At 71.7% G+C, this 19678-nt stretch carries 11 protein-coding genes and 1 pseudogene; 9 read left to right on the forward strand and 3 right to left on the reverse strand.

Going from position 1 to position 19678, the window contains the following annotated elements; genetic code table 11:
- Positions 1 to 110 precede the first annotated feature (110 nt).
- The 3 genes and pseudogenes from IE226_RS14920 (at position 111) to IE226_RS14930 (ending at position 6083) form a co-directional block, all read left to right on the forward strand.
- Positions 111 to 3001 (forward strand): annotated as a pseudogene (locus tag IE226_RS14920) (ATP-binding protein).
- A 95-nt stretch (positions 3002 to 3096) separates the two neighbouring features.
- Positions 3097 to 3597, forward strand: coding sequence for a hypothetical protein (locus IE226_RS14925; protein ID WP_190081678.1), 501 nt, complete (start codon positions 3097 to 3099; stop codon positions 3595 to 3597).
- A 134-nt stretch (positions 3598 to 3731) separates the two neighbouring features.
- Complete coding sequence (locus tag IE226_RS14930; protein WP_190081839.1) at positions 3732 to 6083, forward strand: glycoside hydrolase family 95 protein; 2352 nt, start codon at positions 3732 to 3734, stop codon at positions 6081 to 6083.
- An 82-nt stretch (positions 6084 to 6165) separates the two neighbouring features.
- Here IE226_RS14930 and IE226_RS14935 read toward each other — a convergent pair whose 3' ends face one another.
- The 3 genes from IE226_RS14935 to IE226_RS14945 all read right to left on the reverse strand — a co-directional run bounded on the left by IE226_RS14935 (position 6166) and on the right by IE226_RS14945 (position 10627).
- The gene (locus tag IE226_RS14935; RefSeq protein ID WP_190081679.1) at positions 6166 to 8160 is read right to left on the reverse strand and encodes an N-acetylmuramoyl-L-alanine amidase; all 1995 of its coding nucleotides are present in this window, start codon (positions 8158 to 8160) and stop codon (positions 6166 to 6168) included.
- Between the two features lie 280 nt (positions 8161 to 8440).
- Positions 8441 to 9277, reverse strand: coding sequence for an alpha/beta hydrolase (locus IE226_RS14940; protein ID WP_190081680.1), 837 nt, complete (start codon positions 9275 to 9277; stop codon positions 8441 to 8443).
- Between the two features lie 156 nt (positions 9278 to 9433).
- On the reverse strand, positions 9434 to 10627 hold the full coding sequence (locus IE226_RS14945) for an ROK family transcriptional regulator (RefSeq protein ID WP_190081681.1): 1194 nt from the start codon (positions 10625 to 10627) through the stop codon (positions 9434 to 9436).
- 191 nt (positions 10628 to 10818) lie between these two features.
- On the opposite strand from IE226_RS14945, the gene IE226_RS14950 reads away from it, so the two are divergent.
- The 6 genes from IE226_RS14950 to IE226_RS14975 all read left to right on the forward strand — a co-directional run bounded on the left by IE226_RS14950 (position 10819) and on the right by IE226_RS14975 (position 19630).
- A complete protein-coding gene (locus IE226_RS14950; RefSeq protein WP_190081840.1) occupies positions 10819 to 12327 on the forward strand; it encodes a sugar ABC transporter ATP-binding protein in 1509 nt (502 codons plus the stop codon).
- Positions 12324 to 13328: an ABC transporter permease gene (locus IE226_RS14955; protein WP_190081682.1), complete on the forward strand. Its 1005-nt coding sequence runs from the start codon at positions 12324 to 12326 to the stop codon at positions 13326 to 13328. The genes IE226_RS14950 and IE226_RS14955 overlap by 4 nt, the downstream gene beginning before the upstream one ends.
- Positions 13325 to 14335 carry an ABC transporter permease gene (locus IE226_RS14960; RefSeq protein WP_190081683.1) on the forward strand — a complete coding sequence of 337 codons (1011 nt, stop codon included), beginning with the start codon at positions 13325 to 13327 and terminating at the stop codon, positions 14333 to 14335. Before IE226_RS14955 ends, IE226_RS14960 begins: the two co-directional genes overlap by 4 nt.
- 20 nt (positions 14336 to 14355) lie before the next feature.
- Positions 14356 to 15564 carry a substrate-binding domain-containing protein gene (locus tag IE226_RS14965; RefSeq protein WP_373306961.1) on the forward strand — a complete coding sequence of 403 codons (1209 nt, stop codon included), beginning with the start codon at positions 14356 to 14358 and terminating at the stop codon, positions 15562 to 15564.
- Complete coding sequence (locus IE226_RS14970; protein WP_190081685.1) at positions 15561 to 16433, forward strand: sugar phosphate isomerase/epimerase family protein; 873 nt, start codon at positions 15561 to 15563, stop codon at positions 16431 to 16433. The genes IE226_RS14965 and IE226_RS14970 overlap by 4 nt, the downstream gene beginning before the upstream one ends.
- Positions 16434 to 16507: 74 nt before the next feature.
- Positions 16508 to 19630, forward strand: coding sequence for a ThuA domain-containing protein (locus tag IE226_RS14975; protein ID WP_229870955.1), 3123 nt, complete (start codon positions 16508 to 16510; stop codon positions 19628 to 19630).
- Positions 19631 to 19678: the final 48 nt, after the last annotated feature.

Here is a 19678-nt window from a genome sequence, read left to right on the forward strand (position 1 = left end):
GGCCGAATCGGCTCCCGGCGGCCCCCGCGGGCGTAACCTGAAGTGGCTGAAGGCCAAGGCACGCGCCGCAGGAAGTGCCCGGCGCATCACCGTGTCGGGGGGGGTGTCCCATGGTGCATCACGGCACCAACGGCAAGCGGACCCTCTTCGAGCGCGAAAGCGAACTCGCCGCCGTGGACGATGCGTTGAGCGAGCTGTGCGCTCTGTCGCGGGACGGCTCTGAACCCCCGGGCAGGCCCCGCGGCGCGCTCATCGCCTTCGCCGGGCGCGCGGGCCTCGGCAAGACCTCCCTCCTGGCGGAGACACGGCACCGCGCCGCGGCCAAGGGCTGCACCGTGGCCCTCGCCCGCGGCTCGGACCAGGAGCAGCGGGTCGCCTTCCACGTGGCGCGGCAACTGGTCCAGCCGCTGCTCGCCCCCGTCCCCGACGCGGACTGCGCGAAGTCCTCGGCAGTTGGTACGCCATCGTCGGCCCCGCCCTCGGCCTCTGCGCCCCTCCGGACGGCGCCCCGCCCGACCCGCAGGGCCTGCGCGACGGGCTGGACTGGATGCTCACCCATCTCGCGGTGCAGCGCGCCCCGTTGGTGGTCGTGATCGACGACGCGCACTGGGCCGACGCCGAGTCCCTGAGCTGGCTCTCCGCCTTCGCGCCCCGCGCGGAATCCCTGCCGCTGCTGCTCGTCGTCGCCTACCGGCCCGATGAACTGCCCGCCCACGCCGCGGAGTTCAGGCGCCTTCCCGGACGCGCGGGGCAGCGCCCCATCGGGCTCGAACCACTCAGCGCGGGCGCCGTCGCCCGCCTCGTGCGCGACGCGCTCGGCACCCGCGCCGACGACGCGTTCTGCCGCGAATGCTGGGCCGTCACCGCGGGCAACCCGTTCGAGGCTGTGGAACTGACCGCGAAGGTGCACGACCGCGGCCTCACCCCCGACGAATCCGCCGCGCACCTGCTGCGCGACCTCGCCGCCGCCGTCAAGGGCAGCGGCCTCGTCGCCCGTATGGAACGCCTGGGCGCCACCACGGTCCGGTTCGCCTGGGCCTGCGCCGTCCTCGGCACCTCCATCTCCCCGTCCCTCGCCGCGGCGGTCGCCGGCATCGGCGAGCGGGAGACCGCCGACTGCGCCGACCGGCTGCGCCGCGCCCGCGTCCTGACCGGCGTCCACGCCCTGGAGTTCGTGCACCCGCTGATCGCCACCGCCGTCTACCGCGCCATCCCCGGCGGCGTCCGCGTCGCCCTGCACGGCCAGGCCGCCTGGGCCGTGATCAACGCCGGGCTCGGGGCGTCCGCCGCCGCACGCCACCTCCTCGAAGTCCACCCCGACGGCGACACCTGGGTCGTACAGCAACTGCGCGCCGCGGCCCGCGAGACCGTCCGCGCGGGCGCCCCCGACGCCGCCCGCCGCTATCTCGCCCGCGCCCTGCGCGAACCCCCGCCCTGGCAGGACCGCGCCGCCGTCCTGTACGAACTCGGCTGCGCCTCCCTCCTGACCGAACCGGCGACGACCGTCAACCATCTGCGCGCCGCGCTCGAAGAGCCCATCACCGACCCCGCCCTGCGGCACGGCATCGTCTACCGCCTCTCCCAGGTCCTCGCCCACTCCGACCGCCTGGGCGAGGCCTCCGACACCCTCGCCCGCGAGATCCGCGTGACCACCGAGCCGCGGGTGCGGATCCGGATGCAGGCCGAGCAGTTCATGTGGGACGCCTTCCGGGCCGACGAGGCGGACTCGCCCGCCCGCTCACGGCGCCTGGCCCGGCTCGCCGACCGGCTGCCCGGCCGCGACCTCACCGAGCGGTACATCATCGGGCTGCGCGCCTGGGACGCGACGCTGCGCGCCGAACCCGCTGCCACCGCCGTCCGGCACGCCGAGCGCGCCCTGGTCGGCGGGCTCGGCTGGGCCGAGGAGGACCGGGGCTTCGAGGTCCCCGTCCTGGTCGCGCTCACCTTCCTGTACGCCGACCGGCCGGGGCGGGCCGAGCAGCTGTTCGCCGCCGGGATCGCCGACTTCGAGAGCCGGGGCTGGCGCGGCGCCCACCTGTCGTTCGCGTACACCCTGCTCGCCTACATCCGCTTCCGCCGCGGACGCCTCGCCGAAGCCGAGGACTTCGTGCGCGCCGGACTGCGGATCGCCGAGCGGGTGGGCCCCAAAACGCCCGCGCACTGGTACGCCGTCGGCATCCTCATCGAGATCCTGCTGGCCAGGGGCCGAGTCGACGAGGCCACACGCACCGCGCAGGAGTACGGCTTCGGGGCACCGTTCCCCGCGGCCGTCGTCTTCCCCGACGCCCAGGCCGTGCACGGTGAACTGCTGCTGGCCCGCGGCCTCACCAAGGACGCGGCGGCCGAACTCGCCGCCGCAGGACGCCGCCTCGATCCGCGGGGCATGCGCAACCCCGCCTGGTGCCCCTGGCAGCTGCACCTCGCGCTCGCCGAGGCCGACGACGCTCCCGACCGCGCGCTCGCCACCGCGTACGACGCGGTCCGGCGGGCCCGCAGATTCGCCACCGCGTCGGCGGTCGGGCAGGCCCTGCGGATCACCGCCGAGGTCGCGTCGGGCTCCGTGCGCGTCAAGCTGCTCGAAGAGTCCGTCAGCCACCTGGAGCGCTCGCCCGCGGGGTACGAACTCGCCCGCGCGCTGGTCTGTCTCGGCGCCGAACTACGCCGCGCGGGCCGCCCCAAGGACGCCGCCGACCCCCTCTACCGTGGGCTCGAAGCCGCCGTCCAGTGCGGTGCGGACGGCCTTGTCGAGCAGGCCCGCGACGAGCTGGCGGTGGCCGGCCTGCGCCCCCGCCTGCTGCACAGCACCGAGACGGACCAGCTCACCACGCGCGAACGCGCCGCCGCGGCGCTCACCGTCCGCGGCGAGCCGGCCGCCCGCATCGCCGAGGAGCTGCACACCGACGAGCCGGCCGTCGTCCGGCTGCTCTCGGCCGTGTACCGGAAAGTGGGAACGGACCACTCCGGTCTCGCCGCCGCACTGGAGCCCCGCCACCCCCGCTGACCTCGCGCGGAACACCTGCCCGCGGGCCGGCCGCGGCGCACGGACCGGCGCCGCCCCCGCGCCGGGAACCACCGCGGGCCACGTACCATTGGCGCATGTCCTTCCTCCGCCGCCGCAGCTCCGCCACTCCCGCCGGGCCGGACTTCGACGTCCTCGCCATGGACCCGGGTGACTGGCCCGGCAACCTCGGCGCGGGCCTGCTGCCCGCCCCCGACGGCAGCTGCCAGGGCGTCTTCCTGCGCTATGACCTGTTCGGCGGGCGCGGCCCCGCGATGATCATCGGCAATCTGCCCGAGGGCTCCCCGGCGCGCGAGACCGCCGACGACGAGGTGCCCTTCGAGGTGGCCCAGCTGCTCCTCGCCCTCGAGAACGACGAGGAGATCACCGTCGTCTCCACCGAGGACATGCCGGTGATGCAGGGCGACAACCTCCTCATCGTGCGCCGCCTCAAGCTCTCGGAGAGCCGCATCTCCTGCGTGCAGTTCGACCGCAGCGACGGCGTCCTGGTCACCATCGCCGCCTGGGACCGGCCGATCACCGACGATCTGTACGCCCTCCTGAAGCCGCTGCCGGCCGAGCTCTTCCAGCAGGGCTGACGGCCCCCTCCGGCACGGGCCGCCTACCCACCCCTTCTTCCGGAGGGGTGGGTTTTGTCATGCGCCTTGCCAGGCCAGTCATCGGACTTTTAACGTGACGGCCCATGACTCCTGGGATCTCCCGAAGAACCACGATGAAGTCCGCCGTCGGCGGAGCAGCCGCACTGGCATCGGGTGGAGGCGTGCTCTCCGGTGTCGCGGCCGCAGCCGAGGGGTCACGCGACACCTCCGATGAATTGCAGCTCTGGTACGCGGCGCCCGCCGCCGACTGGGAGCGGGAGGCCCTCCCCGTCGGCAATGGCGCACTCGGCGCCATGGTCTTCGGCACCCTGGCCTCCGAGCGGCTCCAGTTCAACGAGAAGACCCTGTGGACCGGCGGCCCCGGCTCCCGCGAGGGCTACGACCACGGAGACTGGCGCGAGCCAAGACCCGACGCCCTCGACGCGGTGCGCCGGGAACTGGACGAGCAGGGCAGTCTCGCCCCCGGCGCCGTCGCGGCCGCGCTCGGTCAGCCCCGCCGCGGCTACGGCGCCCACCAGACCTTCGGCGACCTGCACCTCGACATGGCTGACATGGCCGACATGGCTGACGCACCGGACGCCCCCGACGCCACGTACCGCCGTGCCCTCGACCTCGGCAAGGGCCTCGCGACCGTCACGTACACCCACCGCAAGGTGCGCCACGAGCGGGAGTTCTTCGCCTCCTGCCCCGACGGCGTGCTCGTCGGGCGCCTCACCGCCGACCGCCCCGCGAGCGTGACCTGCACCCTGCGCCACACCTCGCCCCGTACCGACTTCACCGCGAAGGCGGACGGCGACCGGATCACCGTACGCGGCGAACTCGCCGACAACGGGCTGCGGTTCGAGGCCCAGCTGCGCGTCGTGCACCAGGGCGGCACCCTGGCGGCGAACGCGGACGGCAGCATCACCGTCAGCGGCGCCGACCACGTCTGGTTCGCGCTCGCGGCCGGAACCGACTACGCCGACACCTGTCCCGGCTACCGCGGCGACGACCCGCACCCCGACGTCACCCGCACCGTGGACCGGGCCGTCGCCCGCGGCCACGGCTCGCTGCGCGCCCGCCACCTGCGCGACCACGGCGACCTGTTCGGCCGGGTCGCCCTCGACATCGGCCAGGCGGCACCCGCCGACGTCCCGACCGACCGGCTGCTCGCTGAGTACGGGGGAGGAGCGAGCGCGGCCGACCGCGCCCTCGAAGCCCTCTTCTTCCAGTACGGGCGCTACCTCCTCATCGCCTCGTCCCGCGCCGGCTCGCTGCCCGCCAACCTCCAGGGCGTGTGGAACAACAGCACCACCCCGCCCTGGTCGGCCGACTACCACACCAACATCAACCTCCAGATGAACTACTGGCTCGCCGAGGCCGCCAACCTCCCCGAGACCACCGCGCCCTACGACCGCTTCGTGGAAGCGCTGCGTGCTCCGGGACGGCGGACGGCGAAGGAGATGTTCGGCTCGCGGGGCTGGGTGGTGCACAACGAGACCAACCCCTACGGCTTCACCGGCGTCCACGACTGGTCGACCGCCTTCTGGTTCCCCGAGGCCGCCGCCTGGCTCACCGCGCAGCTCTACGAGCACTACCGCTTCGGCGGCTCCACCGAGTACCTGCGCACCACCGCCTATCCGGCGATGAAGGAGGCAGCGGAGTTCTGGCTCGACAACCTGCGCACCGACCCGCGCGACGGCACCCTCGTCGTCACGCCCAGCTACTCGCCCGAGCACGGAGACTTCACCGCGGGCGGCTCCATGGCCCAGCAGATCGTCCACGACCTGTTCACCAACACCCTGGAGGCCGCCCGCGTGCTCGGCGACTCGGCCGCCTTCCGCGCCGAGCTCGACCGGGCCCTCGGCAAGCTCGACCCCGGCCTGCGCGTCGGCTCCTGGGGCCAGCTCCAGGAGTGGAAGGCCGACCTCGACGACAAGACCGACGACCACCGGCACGTCTCCCACCTCTACGCCCTGCACCCCGGACGGCAGATCGAACCCGGCAGCAAGTGGGCCGACGCCGCGAAGGTCTCCCTCACCGCGCGCGGTGACGGCGGCACCGGCTGGTCCAAGGCGTGGAAGGTCAACTTCTGGGCGCGCCTTCGCGACGGCGACCACGCGCACAAGATGCTCGCCGAGCAGCTCAAGTCCTCGACGCTCCCCAACCTCTGGGACACCCATCCGCCGTTCCAGATCGACGGCAACTTCGGCGCGACGTCGGGCATCGTGGAAATGCTCCTGCAGAGCCAGTTCGACATCATCGAGGTGCTGCCCGCGCTGCCCGCGAGCTGGCCCGAGGGATCGGTGCGCGGACTGCGGGCGCGCGGCGGCGCACGCCTGGACATCGCGTGGTCGGGCGGACGGGCCACGCGCGTCGTGCTCACCGCGTCACGCACCCGCGAACTCACCCTGCGCAGCAGCCTGTTGAAGGGCGGGGAGAAGACGTTCAGGGCGCGGGCCGGACAGCGGTACGTCTTCGACTGAGGCCGTCCGCTGAGGTCGTCCGCCCGTACGTCGGGGCCGGGCCCGCCCACGCGGACCCGGCCCCTGAGGACACTCGGCGGCTCTAGGAACCCGAGCGCACCACCTTCACGTCGGCCGCACGGACGTATGCCATGCGGTGCCCGAACTGGACCTGGTAGTACATGTCCTTGCCGCGCACCACCTTGTGCGGCGCCGTGTCGAACGTCGGCGCGTAGAAGTACTCGCCCGGCACCTTGTCGCCGATCGCGTACTTCTGTCCCGCGAGGAGCTTGTACGGCAGCGGTGTGACCGCCTGTACGGGGACGCCCGCCGGGTAGGCCTCCTTCTCCGGGTAGGCGCGTCCGTACACCGGCACCTCCGTGGCGCCGCCCTTCGGCGTCACCACGAGGCCCTTCGCGTCGACGGCGGTCGGCTGCTTCTCCGGGTTCTTGAACCAGGCCTTCTGGCCCAGATACCAGACGGCGGTCCAGTCGCCCTTGCGGCCGGCGACCGCGTACTGCTGGCCGGTGGACAGGCGCGCGCCGGTGTCGTTCACGCCGATCGTCGATTCGCCGCCGCCGGGGCGCAGACCGATGTCCTTGACCAGCGGGGCGTCGTCACGCGGCTCGGTGTGCACGCGCACCGCGGCCGAACCGTGCGGCACGCACTTCTCGCCCGGCTTGACGCAGCCCGTGTACTCCGGCCTGTTCTTCGCGTACTCCGGCGCCACCGTCACCAGGCCGCCGTTCGGGCCCGCGGTCCGCTTGAAGGGCTTGCCCATCAGCGTGAAGTAGTGCTGCCAGTCCCAGTAGGGGCCGGGGTCGGTGTGCATGCCCGCGATGGTCGAGGGCAGCGTGCCGGGGACGTTGTCGTGGCCGATGATGTGCCGGCGGTCCAGCGGGATGTCGTACTTCTTCGACAGGTACTTCACCAGGCGGGCCGACGAGCGGTACATCGCCTCCGTGTACCAGGTGTCGGGCGCCGTCAGGAAGCCCTCGTGCTCCAGGCCGATCGACTTGGAGTTCACGTACCAGTTGCCCGCGTGCCAGGCCACGTCCTTGGCCTTGACGTGCTGGGCGATGTGGCCGTCGGTGGAGCGCAGGGTGTACTGCCACGACACGTAGGTCGGGTCCTGCACCATGTTCAGGACGCCTTCCCAGCGCCCCTCGGTGTCGTGGACGACGATGGTGTCGATGCTCTGGCTCGCGGGCCGGTTCCCCAGGTCGTGGTTGCCGTAGTCGTCGTTGCCGTTCGGGTCCTTGAACTCCTCGTACGGCGCCGGGATCCACTCGCACGACACGGTCGACGGACACTCGGTCTCACCCTCGGGCGCCTTCCGCAGCCCCATGCCCCGCACCTGCGCGGCATCCGGCTCCAGACCGCCGACCGCCGCCAGCGTCACGTGCTGCCCGGCGTCCGTGGTGCGCTCCTGGCCGTCGCGGATGACGGCGAAGACATCATTGGCGTAGGTCGCCGCGGTGGCCTGGTCGTCGGCGCCCGAGAAGCGGGCGATCGCGCCGTACCAGTCGGCCGGGTCGTCGCTCAGCGGCTTGCCGAGCTTCTTCTGCGCGGCGGCGAGCAGGGCGGCGCCGCCGCGTACGTTGGCCGCGGGGTCGGTGCGCAGCCGCTCGGCGGACTGCCCGCTGAGCTCGGCGGCGCGGGGCAATGTCTTGAGCCGCGCGGGCAGTTGGGCGTTCGCCGGCACCTTGGCCGTGAACTCCTCCGGCTTGAGAACACGGCGCGAGGAGTCGCCGCGCGGGTCCTCGTCGCCCTCGCTGTGGTGCGGGGCGGCGGCGATGGCGGTACGCGCGTCGGTGAGGTGCATCGGCCCGTACCCGCCGGTCACGCTGGGCGCACCACCGTGCGCGTCCCACCGGGACTGGAGATAGGACACGCCGAGCAGCACGCTCTGCGGTACGCGATATTCGGCGGCGGCGGCCGCGAAGGCGCCTTGCAGCCCCCGCGGGGCCGGGGAGGAGGGTGCGGACGGGGCGGCCCCGAGCAACGGAAGCAGCAGGCCGGCGGAGACAAGAGCGCCCGCGGCCCTGACGGCGCGTCTGCGCGCGGCAGGGGTGCGGGCGGTGACGGATCCTCGCAATGCAGCCTCCTGGGACGGTGAAGCGTGATGGGGCGTGCGGGGCCGGGCGTGCGTCAGTGGTATCGGCTCGCCGACGATCCGTCAATCATGCCCGGGAGAGGGAATTGCCCATGTCAGCACCGGTCCCCGGCGGGTTTCGCCCCGGGAGGGCGCACGGCCTGCGACGCGTCAGTGGAGTGGACCAATGAGGTCCGGACCACCTGTTCGGGGGATCGTCCGGCGGTGCTCAATGGTCACGCGGTACTCGATCGTCCGGCGGTGCTCGATCGTCCGGCGGTGCTCAGACGAAGCGCCGTACGAACGTCAGGGCCGTGTCCGCGACTTCCTGCCAGCGGCCGTCGATCGTCAGGGCGTGGTCGCGGCCCGCCATTTCCGTGATCTCGGTGATGCCGGAGTTCTCGCGCTGCTTCTTGTACGCGCCGTTGGCCAGGGACCAGGGCACGGCGTGGTCCTTCTCGCCGGAGATGATCAGGAGGGGGCCGCGGCGGGGGTTGCGGTAGTCGACCTTCATTTCCGTGCGGGGATTGAGGTTGGCCATGGCCGCCTGGAAGGGCGGCGCGCAGGGGGCCGGGACCGCGTACTTCTCGTAGAGTTCCCTGGCCTCGCGCTCGCTGACCGCGTTGGCGTACGCGTAGCGGAACTGTTCGAAGGTCAGGGGCAGGGCACGCTTGCGGTTGGCCGGGTTGCCGATGACCGGGCGCAGGGAGCGCAGCGTCGACAGGGGGAGCGCCAGGACGCCGCGGAACGGGACGGGGTCGATCGCCACCGAGGCGGCGGAGAGGCCGCGGCCCGCGAGGATCTGCGTGAGGAGCCCTCCCACGGAGTGCCCGATGATGGCCGGTTTGCGCTCCAGGCCGTCGATCCGGGCGGCGAGATGATCGGCGATCCGCCCCACGGTCATGCCCGCGAGGGACTCGGGGTGCTGCCTCGCCTCGGTGACCGTCTCCGGATCGCCGGGCCACGACAGGGCGACGGGCACATACCCGGCGGCCTCGAAATGGGCCGTCCACAGGTCCCAGCTGCCCGGCAGCATCCACAGACCATGCACGAACACGACCGGAACGCGCTCGGTGGCGGCGTTGGCGCGGTCGATCTGCTGTGCGTCATTGAGGGACATAGCCTGAAGTTACGGGCGCGCGTGACGGTGCGATAGCGGGTACTTGACGGTATGGCCGGTGTTGTACGGAGCCTGTCCGGTCTCGGTGGACCGGGGTGGGGGCGCTGTGTACGCCGTGGCTGGTGCGGCGCGGGGTGACGTGTCCGCCCCGGCGATTCAGCGTGCCGCGCCCGCCAGCGCCCGGTCCACCTGCCGCGGGGACAGCGCGTGCTCGACCGCCAGAATGCCCGCACCGATCGCCGCCGCGTTCTCGCCGGTGCGGCTCGGCTCAATCCGCAGGACGTGGGTGGCCAGCGGGTGCGAGCGGCGGTACACCGCTTCCCGCACACCCGCCAGGAGCTGGTCGTGGACCGCGGCGAGCGCCCCGCCGACCACCACCGTGTCCGGGTTGAAGAAGTTCACCAGGCCCGCGAGCACCTCGCCCACCGCACGGCCCGCCTCGCGCACCATCCGTACGGCATCGCGGTTGCCGGACTTCACCAGGCGTACGACATCGCTGCCCGAGGTCGCCTCCAGGCCGAGCCCGGACAGCTTCCGGGCGATCGCCGCGCCGCCCGCCACCGCTTCCAGGCAGCCGGAGTTGCCGCACCGGCAGGGATCCTCGGTGTCGCCGACCCGGATGTGCCCGATGTCGCCCGCGCTGCCCTGCGCGCCCCGGTGCAGCCTGCCGTCGGCCACGATGCCGCAGCCGATGCCCGTGCCCACCTTGATGTAGAGCAGATAGCGCGTGTCGGGGAAGGCGCGGCGCTGCTCGGCGAGCGCCATCACGTTCACGTCGTTGTCGACGAGGGCCCGCGGGCCGAACCGCTCGGCGAAGAACTCCGGGATGGGGAACTGGTGCCAGCCCGGCATGATCGGCGGGTCCACCGGTCGGCCCGTCGAGAACTCCACGGGTCCCGGCACCCCGACCCCGATCGACTGAAGGGACGCCGGATCGCGCCCGGCCTCCTTCAGCAGCGTGTGCAGGGTCCGTTCGACGTGACCGAGCACCTCCCGCGGGCCGTCCGCGATGGAGATCGGGTCCTCGCGCAGGGCGAGCACCTCGCCGCCGATGTCGAGCAGGGCGACCCGGCAGTGCGAGGCCCCCAAGTCGACGCCCGCGACGGCGTGTTCGCGCGTGCGCAGGCGCAGGCGGCGTGGTGGCCGGCCACCCGTCGAACCGCCGTCCGCCTCCTCGGTGAGGAAGCCGTGTGCGATGAGCGCGTCCACCCGCTGCGACACCGTCGACCGCGCGAGACCCGTCACGCGGGCTATGTCCGCGCGGGTCTCCACCGCCCCCGTGCGCAGGAGGGCGAGTACTTCGCCGGGCGACGACGGCGATGAAACGGGGTGATCCGGCGCTCCAGACATGGCAGTCACCTTAGGGACGAGTTTCGCTGCTCACAAGGCCGATGGTGTTCGACGACCGACCTAAGTGGCCGTCAACTTGCTTGCACAGAAAGCTGCTTGAGCCCTTGACAGGTCAAAGCTCCCTCATCACATTGCTCTGCAGACCGCTGCCGAAGGAGCCGAGGGTGCAGGCGATGCAGGCGACGCAAACGATGTTGGCGATGCGCGGGGTGTCCAAGAGCTTTCTCGGAGTGCGTGTGCTGCACGGCGTATCGCTCGATCTCGCCGCGGGCGAGGTACACGCGCTCGTCGGCGAGAACGGCGCCGGCAAATCCACCCTGATGAAGGTCCTCGCGGGCGAACACGTCCCGGACGAGGGCAGCATCGTGCTCGACGGAACAGAGCATGCCTTCAGCCACCCCGCGCAGGCCCAGACCGCCGGGATCGGCATCATCCACCAGGAGTTCGCGCTGCTCGCGCACCGCACGGTCGCCGAGAACGTCTTCCTCGGCCGCGAGCCCACCCGCCACGGCCTCGTCGACCGCCGCGCCATGGAGGCCCGCACCGCCGAACTCCTCGCCGACGCCGGCGTATCGGGCATCACGCCGCGCACCTACGTCCGCGATCTGTCCGTGGCCCGGCAGCAGACCGTCGAGATCGTCAAGGCGCTAGCGTCGGACGTCCGCGTCCTGGTCATGGACGAGCCGACCGCGCCGCTCGCCGACCACGAGGCGGGCCTCCTGCACGACCTCGTACGGCGCCTCGCGGCCCGCGGCCTCGGCATCCTGTACATCTCCCACCGCCTGCGCGAAGTCTTCGAGCTCTCACAGCGGATCACGGTCCTGAAGGACGGCCGCCACGTCACGACGGCGCACACCGCCGACACCGACACCGACCAGGTCGTCCGCGCCATGGTCGGCCGGGAGCTGAGCGCCTACTACCCGCCGCGCGCCCACCCCGACGACATCGGCGAGGTACGCCTCACGGTCACCGGCGGCGGCAACGACCGGCTCCGCGGCATCGACCTCGCCTTGCGAGCCGGCGAGATCACCGGCATCGCGGGCCTGGAGGGCTCCGGCCGTACGTCCCTGGCGCGGGCCCTGTTCGGAGCGGCACCGTTCACCGGCGGGACCATGACGGTGGGCGGCAACGCCCTGCGGCCCCGCACCCCGCGGCAGGCCATCCGCGCCGGGATCGCCCTGGTCACCGAGGACCGCAAGGCCGAGGGACTCGCCCTGCGCCAGTCCGTGCGCGACAACGCCCTGCTCGTCACCCGCGCCGTCCCGGCCCGCGGCGGGCCGCCCGCCGCCCGCGAACTCACCGCACTCCTCGAACGCGTACGGCTCCAGGCGCGCGGCGAGGACCAGGAGACCCGCTACCTCTCCGGCGGCAACCAGCAGAAGGTCGTCATCGCCAAGTGGCTGGCCGCCCGCCCCCGCGTCCTGCTCTTCGACGAACCGACCCGGGGCGTGGACGTCGGCGCCAAGGCCGCCATCCACACCCTCGTCCGCGAACTGGCCCGCGAGGGCATCGCCGTCCTGATCGTCTCCTCCGAACTGCCCGAACTCATCGGCATGAGCGACCGGATCCTCGTCATGTCCGAAGGCCGCATCGCCGGTGAGCTGTCGGCGGGGGCGGCCGAGGAGGACGTGATGCGGCTCGCCACGACCGCCCCGTCAGGTGACCCGAGCGCCCTGTCCGGAAAGGATTCCCTCGCGTGAGCGGTACCACCGTCGCCCCACCGCCCGCCTCCCCGAAGACCCGCGCCCCGAGCCGCAGCAGGCTCACCGACCCGGCCGTCGGCGTCTGGCTCGCGGCAGCGGCCGTCACCGCGCTCGGCTGGATCACGGTCGCCGCACGCGGCGGCGACTTCCTCACGCTCGCGAACGTCGTCGGCATCCTGCAGAACTGCGTCGCCCTCGGCCTGGTCGCGGTGGGGCAGACCGCCGTCATCCTCACCGGCTCCCTCGACCTGTCGGTGGCGTACCTGATCAGCCTCGGCACGCTCGTCGCCGCCACCACCATGGAGGACGGCGGCGTCGTCACCGCGGTGCTCGCCGTCCTCGCCCTGTCGGCGGCCGTCGGCCTCGCCAACGGCCTCATCGTCACCGGGCTCAAGGTCAACGCGTTCATCGCGACGCTCGGCACCGCGTTCATCCTGCGCGGCTGGATCGAGGACAACTACACGGGCCCCGCGGGCAAGGTCCCCGCCTCCTTCCAGCATCTGGGCTATGACCGGATCGGCCCGGTCCCCGTCTCGCTCTTCCTGCTCGCCGCCGTCGCCGCCGCGATGTGGCTGATCACCCGCCGCACCCGCTTCGGACACCACCTGTACGCGACCGGCGGCGACGAGCACGCGGCCCGGCTCTCCGGCGTCCGCACCCGGCGCACCGTCATCGCCGCGCACGTCCTGTGCTCGCTGTGCGTGGGCGCCGCCGCCCTCTTCCTCGCCTCACGGCTCGGCGCGGGCGCCCCCTGGGCGGGCACCGAGGCCCGCTACGACCTGGAGTCGATCGCCGCCGTCGTCCTGGGCGGCACCGTCCTCGCGGGCGGGCGCGGGGGAGTGGCGGGCACGCTCGGCGGCGTCCTCGTGCTCGCCGTGCTCGACTCCGTCTTCAACCAGCTCGGCGTCGACCCGTTCTTCAAGAACGTCGTACGCGGCGTCGTCATCATCGCCGCCGTCGCCCTCTACGCCCGGCGCGGCAGCAGGAGGTCCGCATGAGCAGCCAGACGACAACGGCCGCTCCGTACAGGAGAGTTGCCCGCTCGCTCGGGGCCGGGGCGCCCGTCTTCGCCCTGCTCGTCGTGCTGCTCGTCGCGCTCGCCGCCACCGACCCCGGCTTCTACGAACCCGACCGCTTCCTCGCCTTCGTCAAACGCGCCGCGCCCCTGGTGATCCTTGCCGCCGGGCAGTATCTGGTCATCGTCTGCGGCGAGTTCGACCTGTCCGTGGGGGCGATCGTCACCGCGGGCGTCGTCGCGGCCGTCGAGATCTACGGATCGTTCCCCAACGCGCCGTGGCCGCTCATCACGGCGGGCCTGCTGCTCGCGGGCGCGGTCACCGGTCTCGTCAGCGGGCTGGTCACCACACGTCTGAGAGTGCCCTCGTTCATCACCACGCTCGGCATGATGCTGATCCTGGAGGGCGCCGTCTTCTTCTGGACGGGCGGCTCCCCGCACGGACAGCTCTCCGAAGGATTCCGCCAACTGGGGCGCGGCACCGCCATGGGCCGGCTGCCCTGGGCGGTCCTCGCCTGCCTCGTCGCGGGCTGCGTCGCCGTCCTGCTGATGCGCTCCGACTTCGGCCGTACGCTGATCGCGACCGGGGACAGCGAACGCGCCGCCGCCCTCGCGGGGGTCCGCGTGCACCGCGCCCGCGTCATCGCCTTCGTCCTGTCCGGCACGGCGGCGGCGCTCGCCGCGGTCCTCGTCGGCGGCTTCTCCGGGGTCTCCGCACAGGCGGGCCGCGGCTACGAATTCGAGGCGATCACCGCCGTCGTCCTCGGCGGGGTCGTGCTCGGCGGCGGCCGGGGCAGCGTCGTCGCCGCCATGGCGGGCGCCTTCTCGCTGCAGGCCCTGTTCACGCTGCTCAACCTCCAGGGCGTATCGGGCGCCCTGGAATCCACCGTCCAGGGCGTCATCGTCATCGCCGCGGTCGGACTCGGGGCCGCCGACTGGTCCCGGCTGCGCCGCCGTCGTACCCACTCCTCGGGAGGCAGACCCTCGTGATGCACAGCCCCGTGAACCCCCTGACGCGCAGGCGCGCGCTGATACCCGCCGCCGCTCTCCTCGCCGGCGCGCTGCTCACCTCCTGCTCCAGCGACGCCCCGGCCGACGCACCAGCCGGAGCTTCGCAGTCCGCCGGCTCCGGCGAGGGCGGCGACAAGCCCTCCAAGTTCTTCGAACAGGCGGAGTACGAGCGCCAGTTGAAGCTCGGCAAGGAGACACCGCAGGGCCCGGAGGCCAAGCCCTGGGAGCAGATGCTGGAACCGGAGATGACCGACACGACCCGGTACAAGAAGAAGGGCGCGGGCGGCACCCACCTGTGCTTCTCGAACGCCGGAGTCTTCAACCCCTGGCGCCAGGTCGGCCTGAAGAACATGAAGGCCGAGGTGAAGCTCCACAAGGAGATCAGCGACTTCACCGTCCTGGACGCGCAGGGCAAGGACGACAAGCAGATCTCCGACATCCAGGAACTCGCGGGCGACAAGGACTGCGACGCGCTCATCGTCTCGCCGAACACCACCGCCACCCTCACCCCCGCCGTGAAGGAGGCCTGCGGCAAGCTCCCCGTGATCGTCTTCGACCGGGGCGTGGAGACCGACTGCGCCGTCACCTTCGTCAACCCCATCGGCGGCTACGGCTACGGCGCGGTCGCCGCGGACTTCCTCGTCGACAAGGTCAAGCCCAAGGGGAAGATCCTCGCCCTGCGCATCTCGCCCGGCGTGGACGTCCTGGAGACCCGCTGGTCGGCGGCGAAGCTCGCCTTCGACAAGAGCGAACTCGACGTCGTGGACGCCAAGTTCACCGACGGTGACCCCGCCAAGACCAAGTCGATCGTCTCCGACGCGATCTCCCGGCACGGCTCCGTCGACGGCGTGTGGATGGACTCGGGCGCCACGGCCGTCGCTGCCGTCGAGGCCTTCGAGGACGCCGGTGTCGACGTCCCGCCGATCACCGGCGAGGACCAGCAGGACTTCCTCCAGGCGTGGAAGGACAAGAAGCTCACCGCGATCGCCCCCACCTACCCGACCTTCCAGTGGCGCACGCCGGTCATCGCCGCCCTGCGCATCCTGGACGGCAAGGAGGTCCCCAAGGAGTGGAAGCTCCCGCAGCCCACGGTCACGCAGGCCAACCTCGACGAGTACCTCCAGGAGGGCATGCCGCCGCTGCACTACGCGATGTGCGGCTGCCGGCAGATGCCGGGCTTCCCCGGCTACTGGGGAGGCAAGAAGTGACGTACACCGCCTGGCCGTTGGGCGCCAACCCGTGGATCTGGCACTCGCCGGTCACCACCGATGTGCTCGGTCAGACGCTGCCGCGCCTCGCGGGCTGGGGATTCGACTGCGTGGAGCTGCCCCTGGAACAGCCCGACGACTGGGAGGCCGCCGCGGCGGCCAAACTCCTCGACGCCACGGGCCTGATGCCCGCGGCCGTCGTCGCCGTCATGGCCGAGGGGCGCGACCTGGTCCGCGCCGACCCGGGCGCTCTGCGCGCCACCCGCGACTATCTGCGCCGCTGCGTCGACGCGGCCCACGCGATCGGCGCCCCGGTGGTCGCCGGTCCGGTGTACGCGGCGGTCGGCCGGACCTGGCGGATGGACCGGGCCGCGCGGGCGGCGGCGTACGACGAGTGGCGCGAGCACATCGCCCCGGTCGTCGAGCACGCCTCGCGCGCCGGTGTCCGTATCGCCGTCGAGCCCCTCAACCGCTACGAGACGAGCCTGTTCAACACCGTCGCCCAGACTCTCGACGGCCTCACCGGCCTGCACGGCGAAGCGATCGGCATCGCCCTGGACACCTATCACCAGAACATCGAGGAGCACTCGCTGCCGGAGGCGGTCCGCACGGCGGCGGGTCGCATCGCCCACGTCCAGGTGTGCGCCAACGACCGCGGTGCCCCCGGCGCCGACCACCTCGACTGGCCCGGTTTCCTGCGCGCCCTGGGCGAAACCGGCTACCGGGGGCCGCTGTGCATCGAGTCGTTCACCGCGCACAACGACGCCATCGCCGTGGCCGCCTCCGTCTGGCGGTCCCTCGCGCCCACCCAGGACGCGCTCGCGACCGACGGGCTCGGCTTCCTGCGCCGGACCGTGGCCGCCCTCTGACATCCGGCGATCCCGCACGTCCGTCCGTCCTTCCCACCAGAGAGGACCAGCCCATGGGCTGTCATGAACGTGACATGAGACTGCGCGACCCGAGAGGCGTACGAAGAGCGGTGCTCGCCCTGCTGACGGCGCTGCTGCTCGCGGTCGGGTTCCTGCCCGCCACGTCGAGCGCCGCCGACCAGGCCCCCGCCTTCCGGGCGCTTCTCTTCACCAAGGCCGTGGGCTACGTCCACGACTCCATCCCGGCCGGCGTCCAGATGGTCAAGGAGCAGGCCGCGGAGAACAACTTCGAGGTCGTCGAGACCGCCGACGCGACGGTCTTCGACGACGCGAAGCTCAAGGACTTCGACGTCATCATCATGCTGCAGAACTCCGGCATGGTCTGGGACACCGAGGCCCAGCGCGACGCCATGAAGGCGTACGTGAAGAGCGGCAAGGGCGTCGTCGCCCTGCACAACACCCTGGACATGGGCGTCGAGGACACCTTCCCCTGGTGGGACGACCTGATCAACGCCGGCGCCCACATGCCCGCCCACTCGCCGGGCGTCCTGAAGGGCACCGCCAAGGTCGCCGACCGCGCGCACCCCTCCACCAAGGGACTTCCCGAGCGCTGGGAGCGCCCGGAGGAGTGGTACAACTTCGACAAGAACCCCCGCGGCGACGTGCACGTCCTGGTCACGGCCGACGAGACCACGTACAACCCGGGCAGCGAGGCGATGGGCGCCGACCACCCCATCTCCTGGTGCCGCAACGCCGAGGGCGGCAAGGTCTGGGCCACCGCCATGGGCCACGACAAGGCGTCGTACGGCGAGCCCGCCTTCCGCGAGCACGTGCTCGGCGGCATCGAGTGGGCCGCGGGCAACAAGCCCGGCGACTGCGGCGGCACCGTCTGGTCCGGTTACGAGAAGACCGCACTGGACGACAACACCGCCGACCCGATGGAACTGGACGTCGCCAAGGACGGCAAGGTCTTCTACGTCCAGCGCAGCGGCGAGGTGAAGATCTTCGACCCGAAGAGCCACTCCACCACCACGGCCGGCAAGCTCGACGTCTACACCGGCGGCGAGGACGGCCTCGTCGGCATGGAACTCGACCCGAAGTTCGCCACCAACCGCTGGATCTACCTCTACTACGCGCCCGCGTCCGCGAAGGACGACGTCAACCGCCTCTCCCGGTTCACGGTCAAGAAGGACAACACCCTCGACCTGGCCAGTGAGAAGAAGCTCCTGGACGTCCCCGCCTACCGCGACCGCATCTTCCCCGAGCCCGGCCACACCGGCGGAGCCGTCGAGTTCGGCCCGAACCGTACGCTCTACCTCGGCGTCGGCGACGACGTCCCGCCCAACCTCGACCCGAACTGGCAGGGCTACGCCCCGCTCGACTGGCGCCCCGGCAAGCAGATGCTGGACGCGGCCCGCACCGCGGGCAACACCAACGACCTGCGCGGCAAGATCCTGCGCATCAAGCCCACGGACAAGGGCGGCTACACCATCCCCAAGGGCAACCTCTTCGCCAAAGGCAAGGCCAAGACCCGCCCCGAGATCTACGCGATGGGCTTCCGCAACCCCTTCCGCTTCACCGTCGACCCCAAGACGGGCTACGTCCACGCCTCCGACTACGGCCCCGACCGCGGCGCCCCCGAGACCGATCGCGGCCCCGAAGGTCTCGTCGAGTACAACGTCATCAAGAAGGCCGGCAACTTCGGCTGGCCCTTCTGCCACGGCAACAACCAGGCGTACGCCCCCTACAACCCCGACACCAAGGAAGTCGGAGCCAAGTTCGACTGCGCCAAGCCGACCAACCCCTCCCCGAACAACACCGGCTTGAAGGACCTGCCGACGCTCTCGCAGCCCGAAATCTGGTACGGCTACGGCGAGTCCAAGGAGTTCCCGGAAATGGGCGCGGGCGGCTCGGCGCCGATGAGCGGACCCGTCTACCACTACGACGCCAAGAACCCCTCCACGACGAAGTTCCCCGCCTACTTCGAGGGCGCGAGCTTCTTCTACGAGTGGGCCCGCGACTCGGTCAAGGAGATCCGCTTCGACAAGGACGGCAAACTCCTGAAGATCAACGACTTCCTGAAGTCCGCGAAGTTCGCCAAGCCGATGGACATGACCTTCGGCCCCGACGGCTCGCTGTACGTCCTGGAGTGGGGCAGCGAGTTCGGCGGCGGCAACAACGACTCCGGGCTCTACCGCATCGACTACTCCCAGGGCCGGCGCACCCCCCTCGCCAAGGCCAAGGCGTCCGCCACCAACGGCCCGACCCCGCTGAAGGTCGACTTCTCCAGCGAGGGCAGCAAGGACCCGGACGGCGACCCGCTCACCTTCGCCTGGGACTTCGACGGCGACGGCACCTACGACTCCACCGACGCCGACCCTTCCCACACGTACGACACCAAGGGAGACTTCAACGTCCAGCTGAAGGTCACCGACTCCACCGGCAAGTCCGGCTACGCCAACGTGCCCGTCACCGCGGGCAACACGGCGCCCGAGGTGAAGGTCGAGACCCCGGTCGACGGCAAACTCATCGAGTTCGGCGACAAGATCCCCTACAAGGTGACGGTCACCGACCCCGAGGACGGCACGATCGACTGCTCCAAGGTCACCGTCAACCCGGCCCTCGGCCACGACGACCACGAGCACCCCACCACCGACATCCCCGGCTGCGAAGGCACCGTGGACACCGGTGACCTGGGCGGCCACCCCGAGGGCGCCGACCTCACCTACGTCCTGAACGCCAAGTACACCGACAAGGGCGGCGACGGCGTCAGCGCCCTCACCGGCTACGGCCGCTCCGTCATGCATCCCGAGCACAAGCAGGCGGAGTACCACGACGACCAGTCAGGAACCCGCATCGTCTCCCAGGCGGGTGCCGAGAACGGCAAGCGCGTCGGCGACATCAGCGACGGCGACTGGATCGCGTACAGCCCGATGAGTGTCGAGGGCGTCAGCAAGGTCAGCTACAAGCTGTCCTCGCCGTACGGCGTCGGCTCGATCGAGTTGCGCGCGGACGCGCCCGACGGCAAGCTGCTCGCCACCACGCCCGTGCCCGATACCGGGGGCTGGGACACCTATCAGGCCACACCCGACGTGCCGGTCGAAGCCCTGTCCGGCACGCACAAGCTGTACGTGGTCTTCAAGTCGCCGCAGAACAATTCCTTTGACGTAGACGCGGTGCAGTTCACCACGTCATAGTCACCCGGGGATCGCCGGGGGCATACAAAGGTCCGCAGTACGCCATTG

It is taken from the genome of Streptomyces longisporoflavus (genome assembly GCF_014649775.1).
Taxonomy (GTDB): domain Bacteria; phylum Actinomycetota; class Actinomycetes; order Streptomycetales; family Streptomycetaceae; genus Streptomyces; species Streptomyces longisporoflavus.

Coding starts and splice junctions, on each gene's coding strand:
- IE226_RS14925 (WP_190081678.1), top strand. CDS start 3,097: ATGTCCTTCCTCCGCCGCCGCAGCTCCGCCACTCCCGCCGGGCCGGAC.
- IE226_RS14930 (WP_190081839.1), top strand. CDS start 3,732: ATGAAGTCCGCCGTCGGCGGAGCAGCCGCACTGGCATCGGGTGGAGGC.
- IE226_RS14940 (WP_190081680.1), bottom strand. CDS start 9,277: ATGTCCCTCAATGACGCACAGCAGATCGACCGCGCCAACGCCGCCACC.
- IE226_RS14945 (WP_190081681.1), bottom strand. CDS start 10,627: ATGTCTGGAGCGCCGGATCACCCCGTTTCATCGCCGTCGTCGCCCGGC.
- IE226_RS14950 (WP_190081840.1), top strand. CDS start 10,819: ATGTTGGCGATGCGCGGGGTGTCCAAGAGCTTTCTCGGAGTGCGTGTG.
- IE226_RS14960 (WP_190081683.1), top strand. CDS start 13,325: ATGAGCAGCCAGACGACAACGGCCGCTCCGTACAGGAGAGTTGCCCGC.
- IE226_RS14975 (WP_229870955.1), top strand. CDS start 16,508: ATGAGACTGCGCGACCCGAGAGGCGTACGAAGAGCGGTGCTCGCCCTG.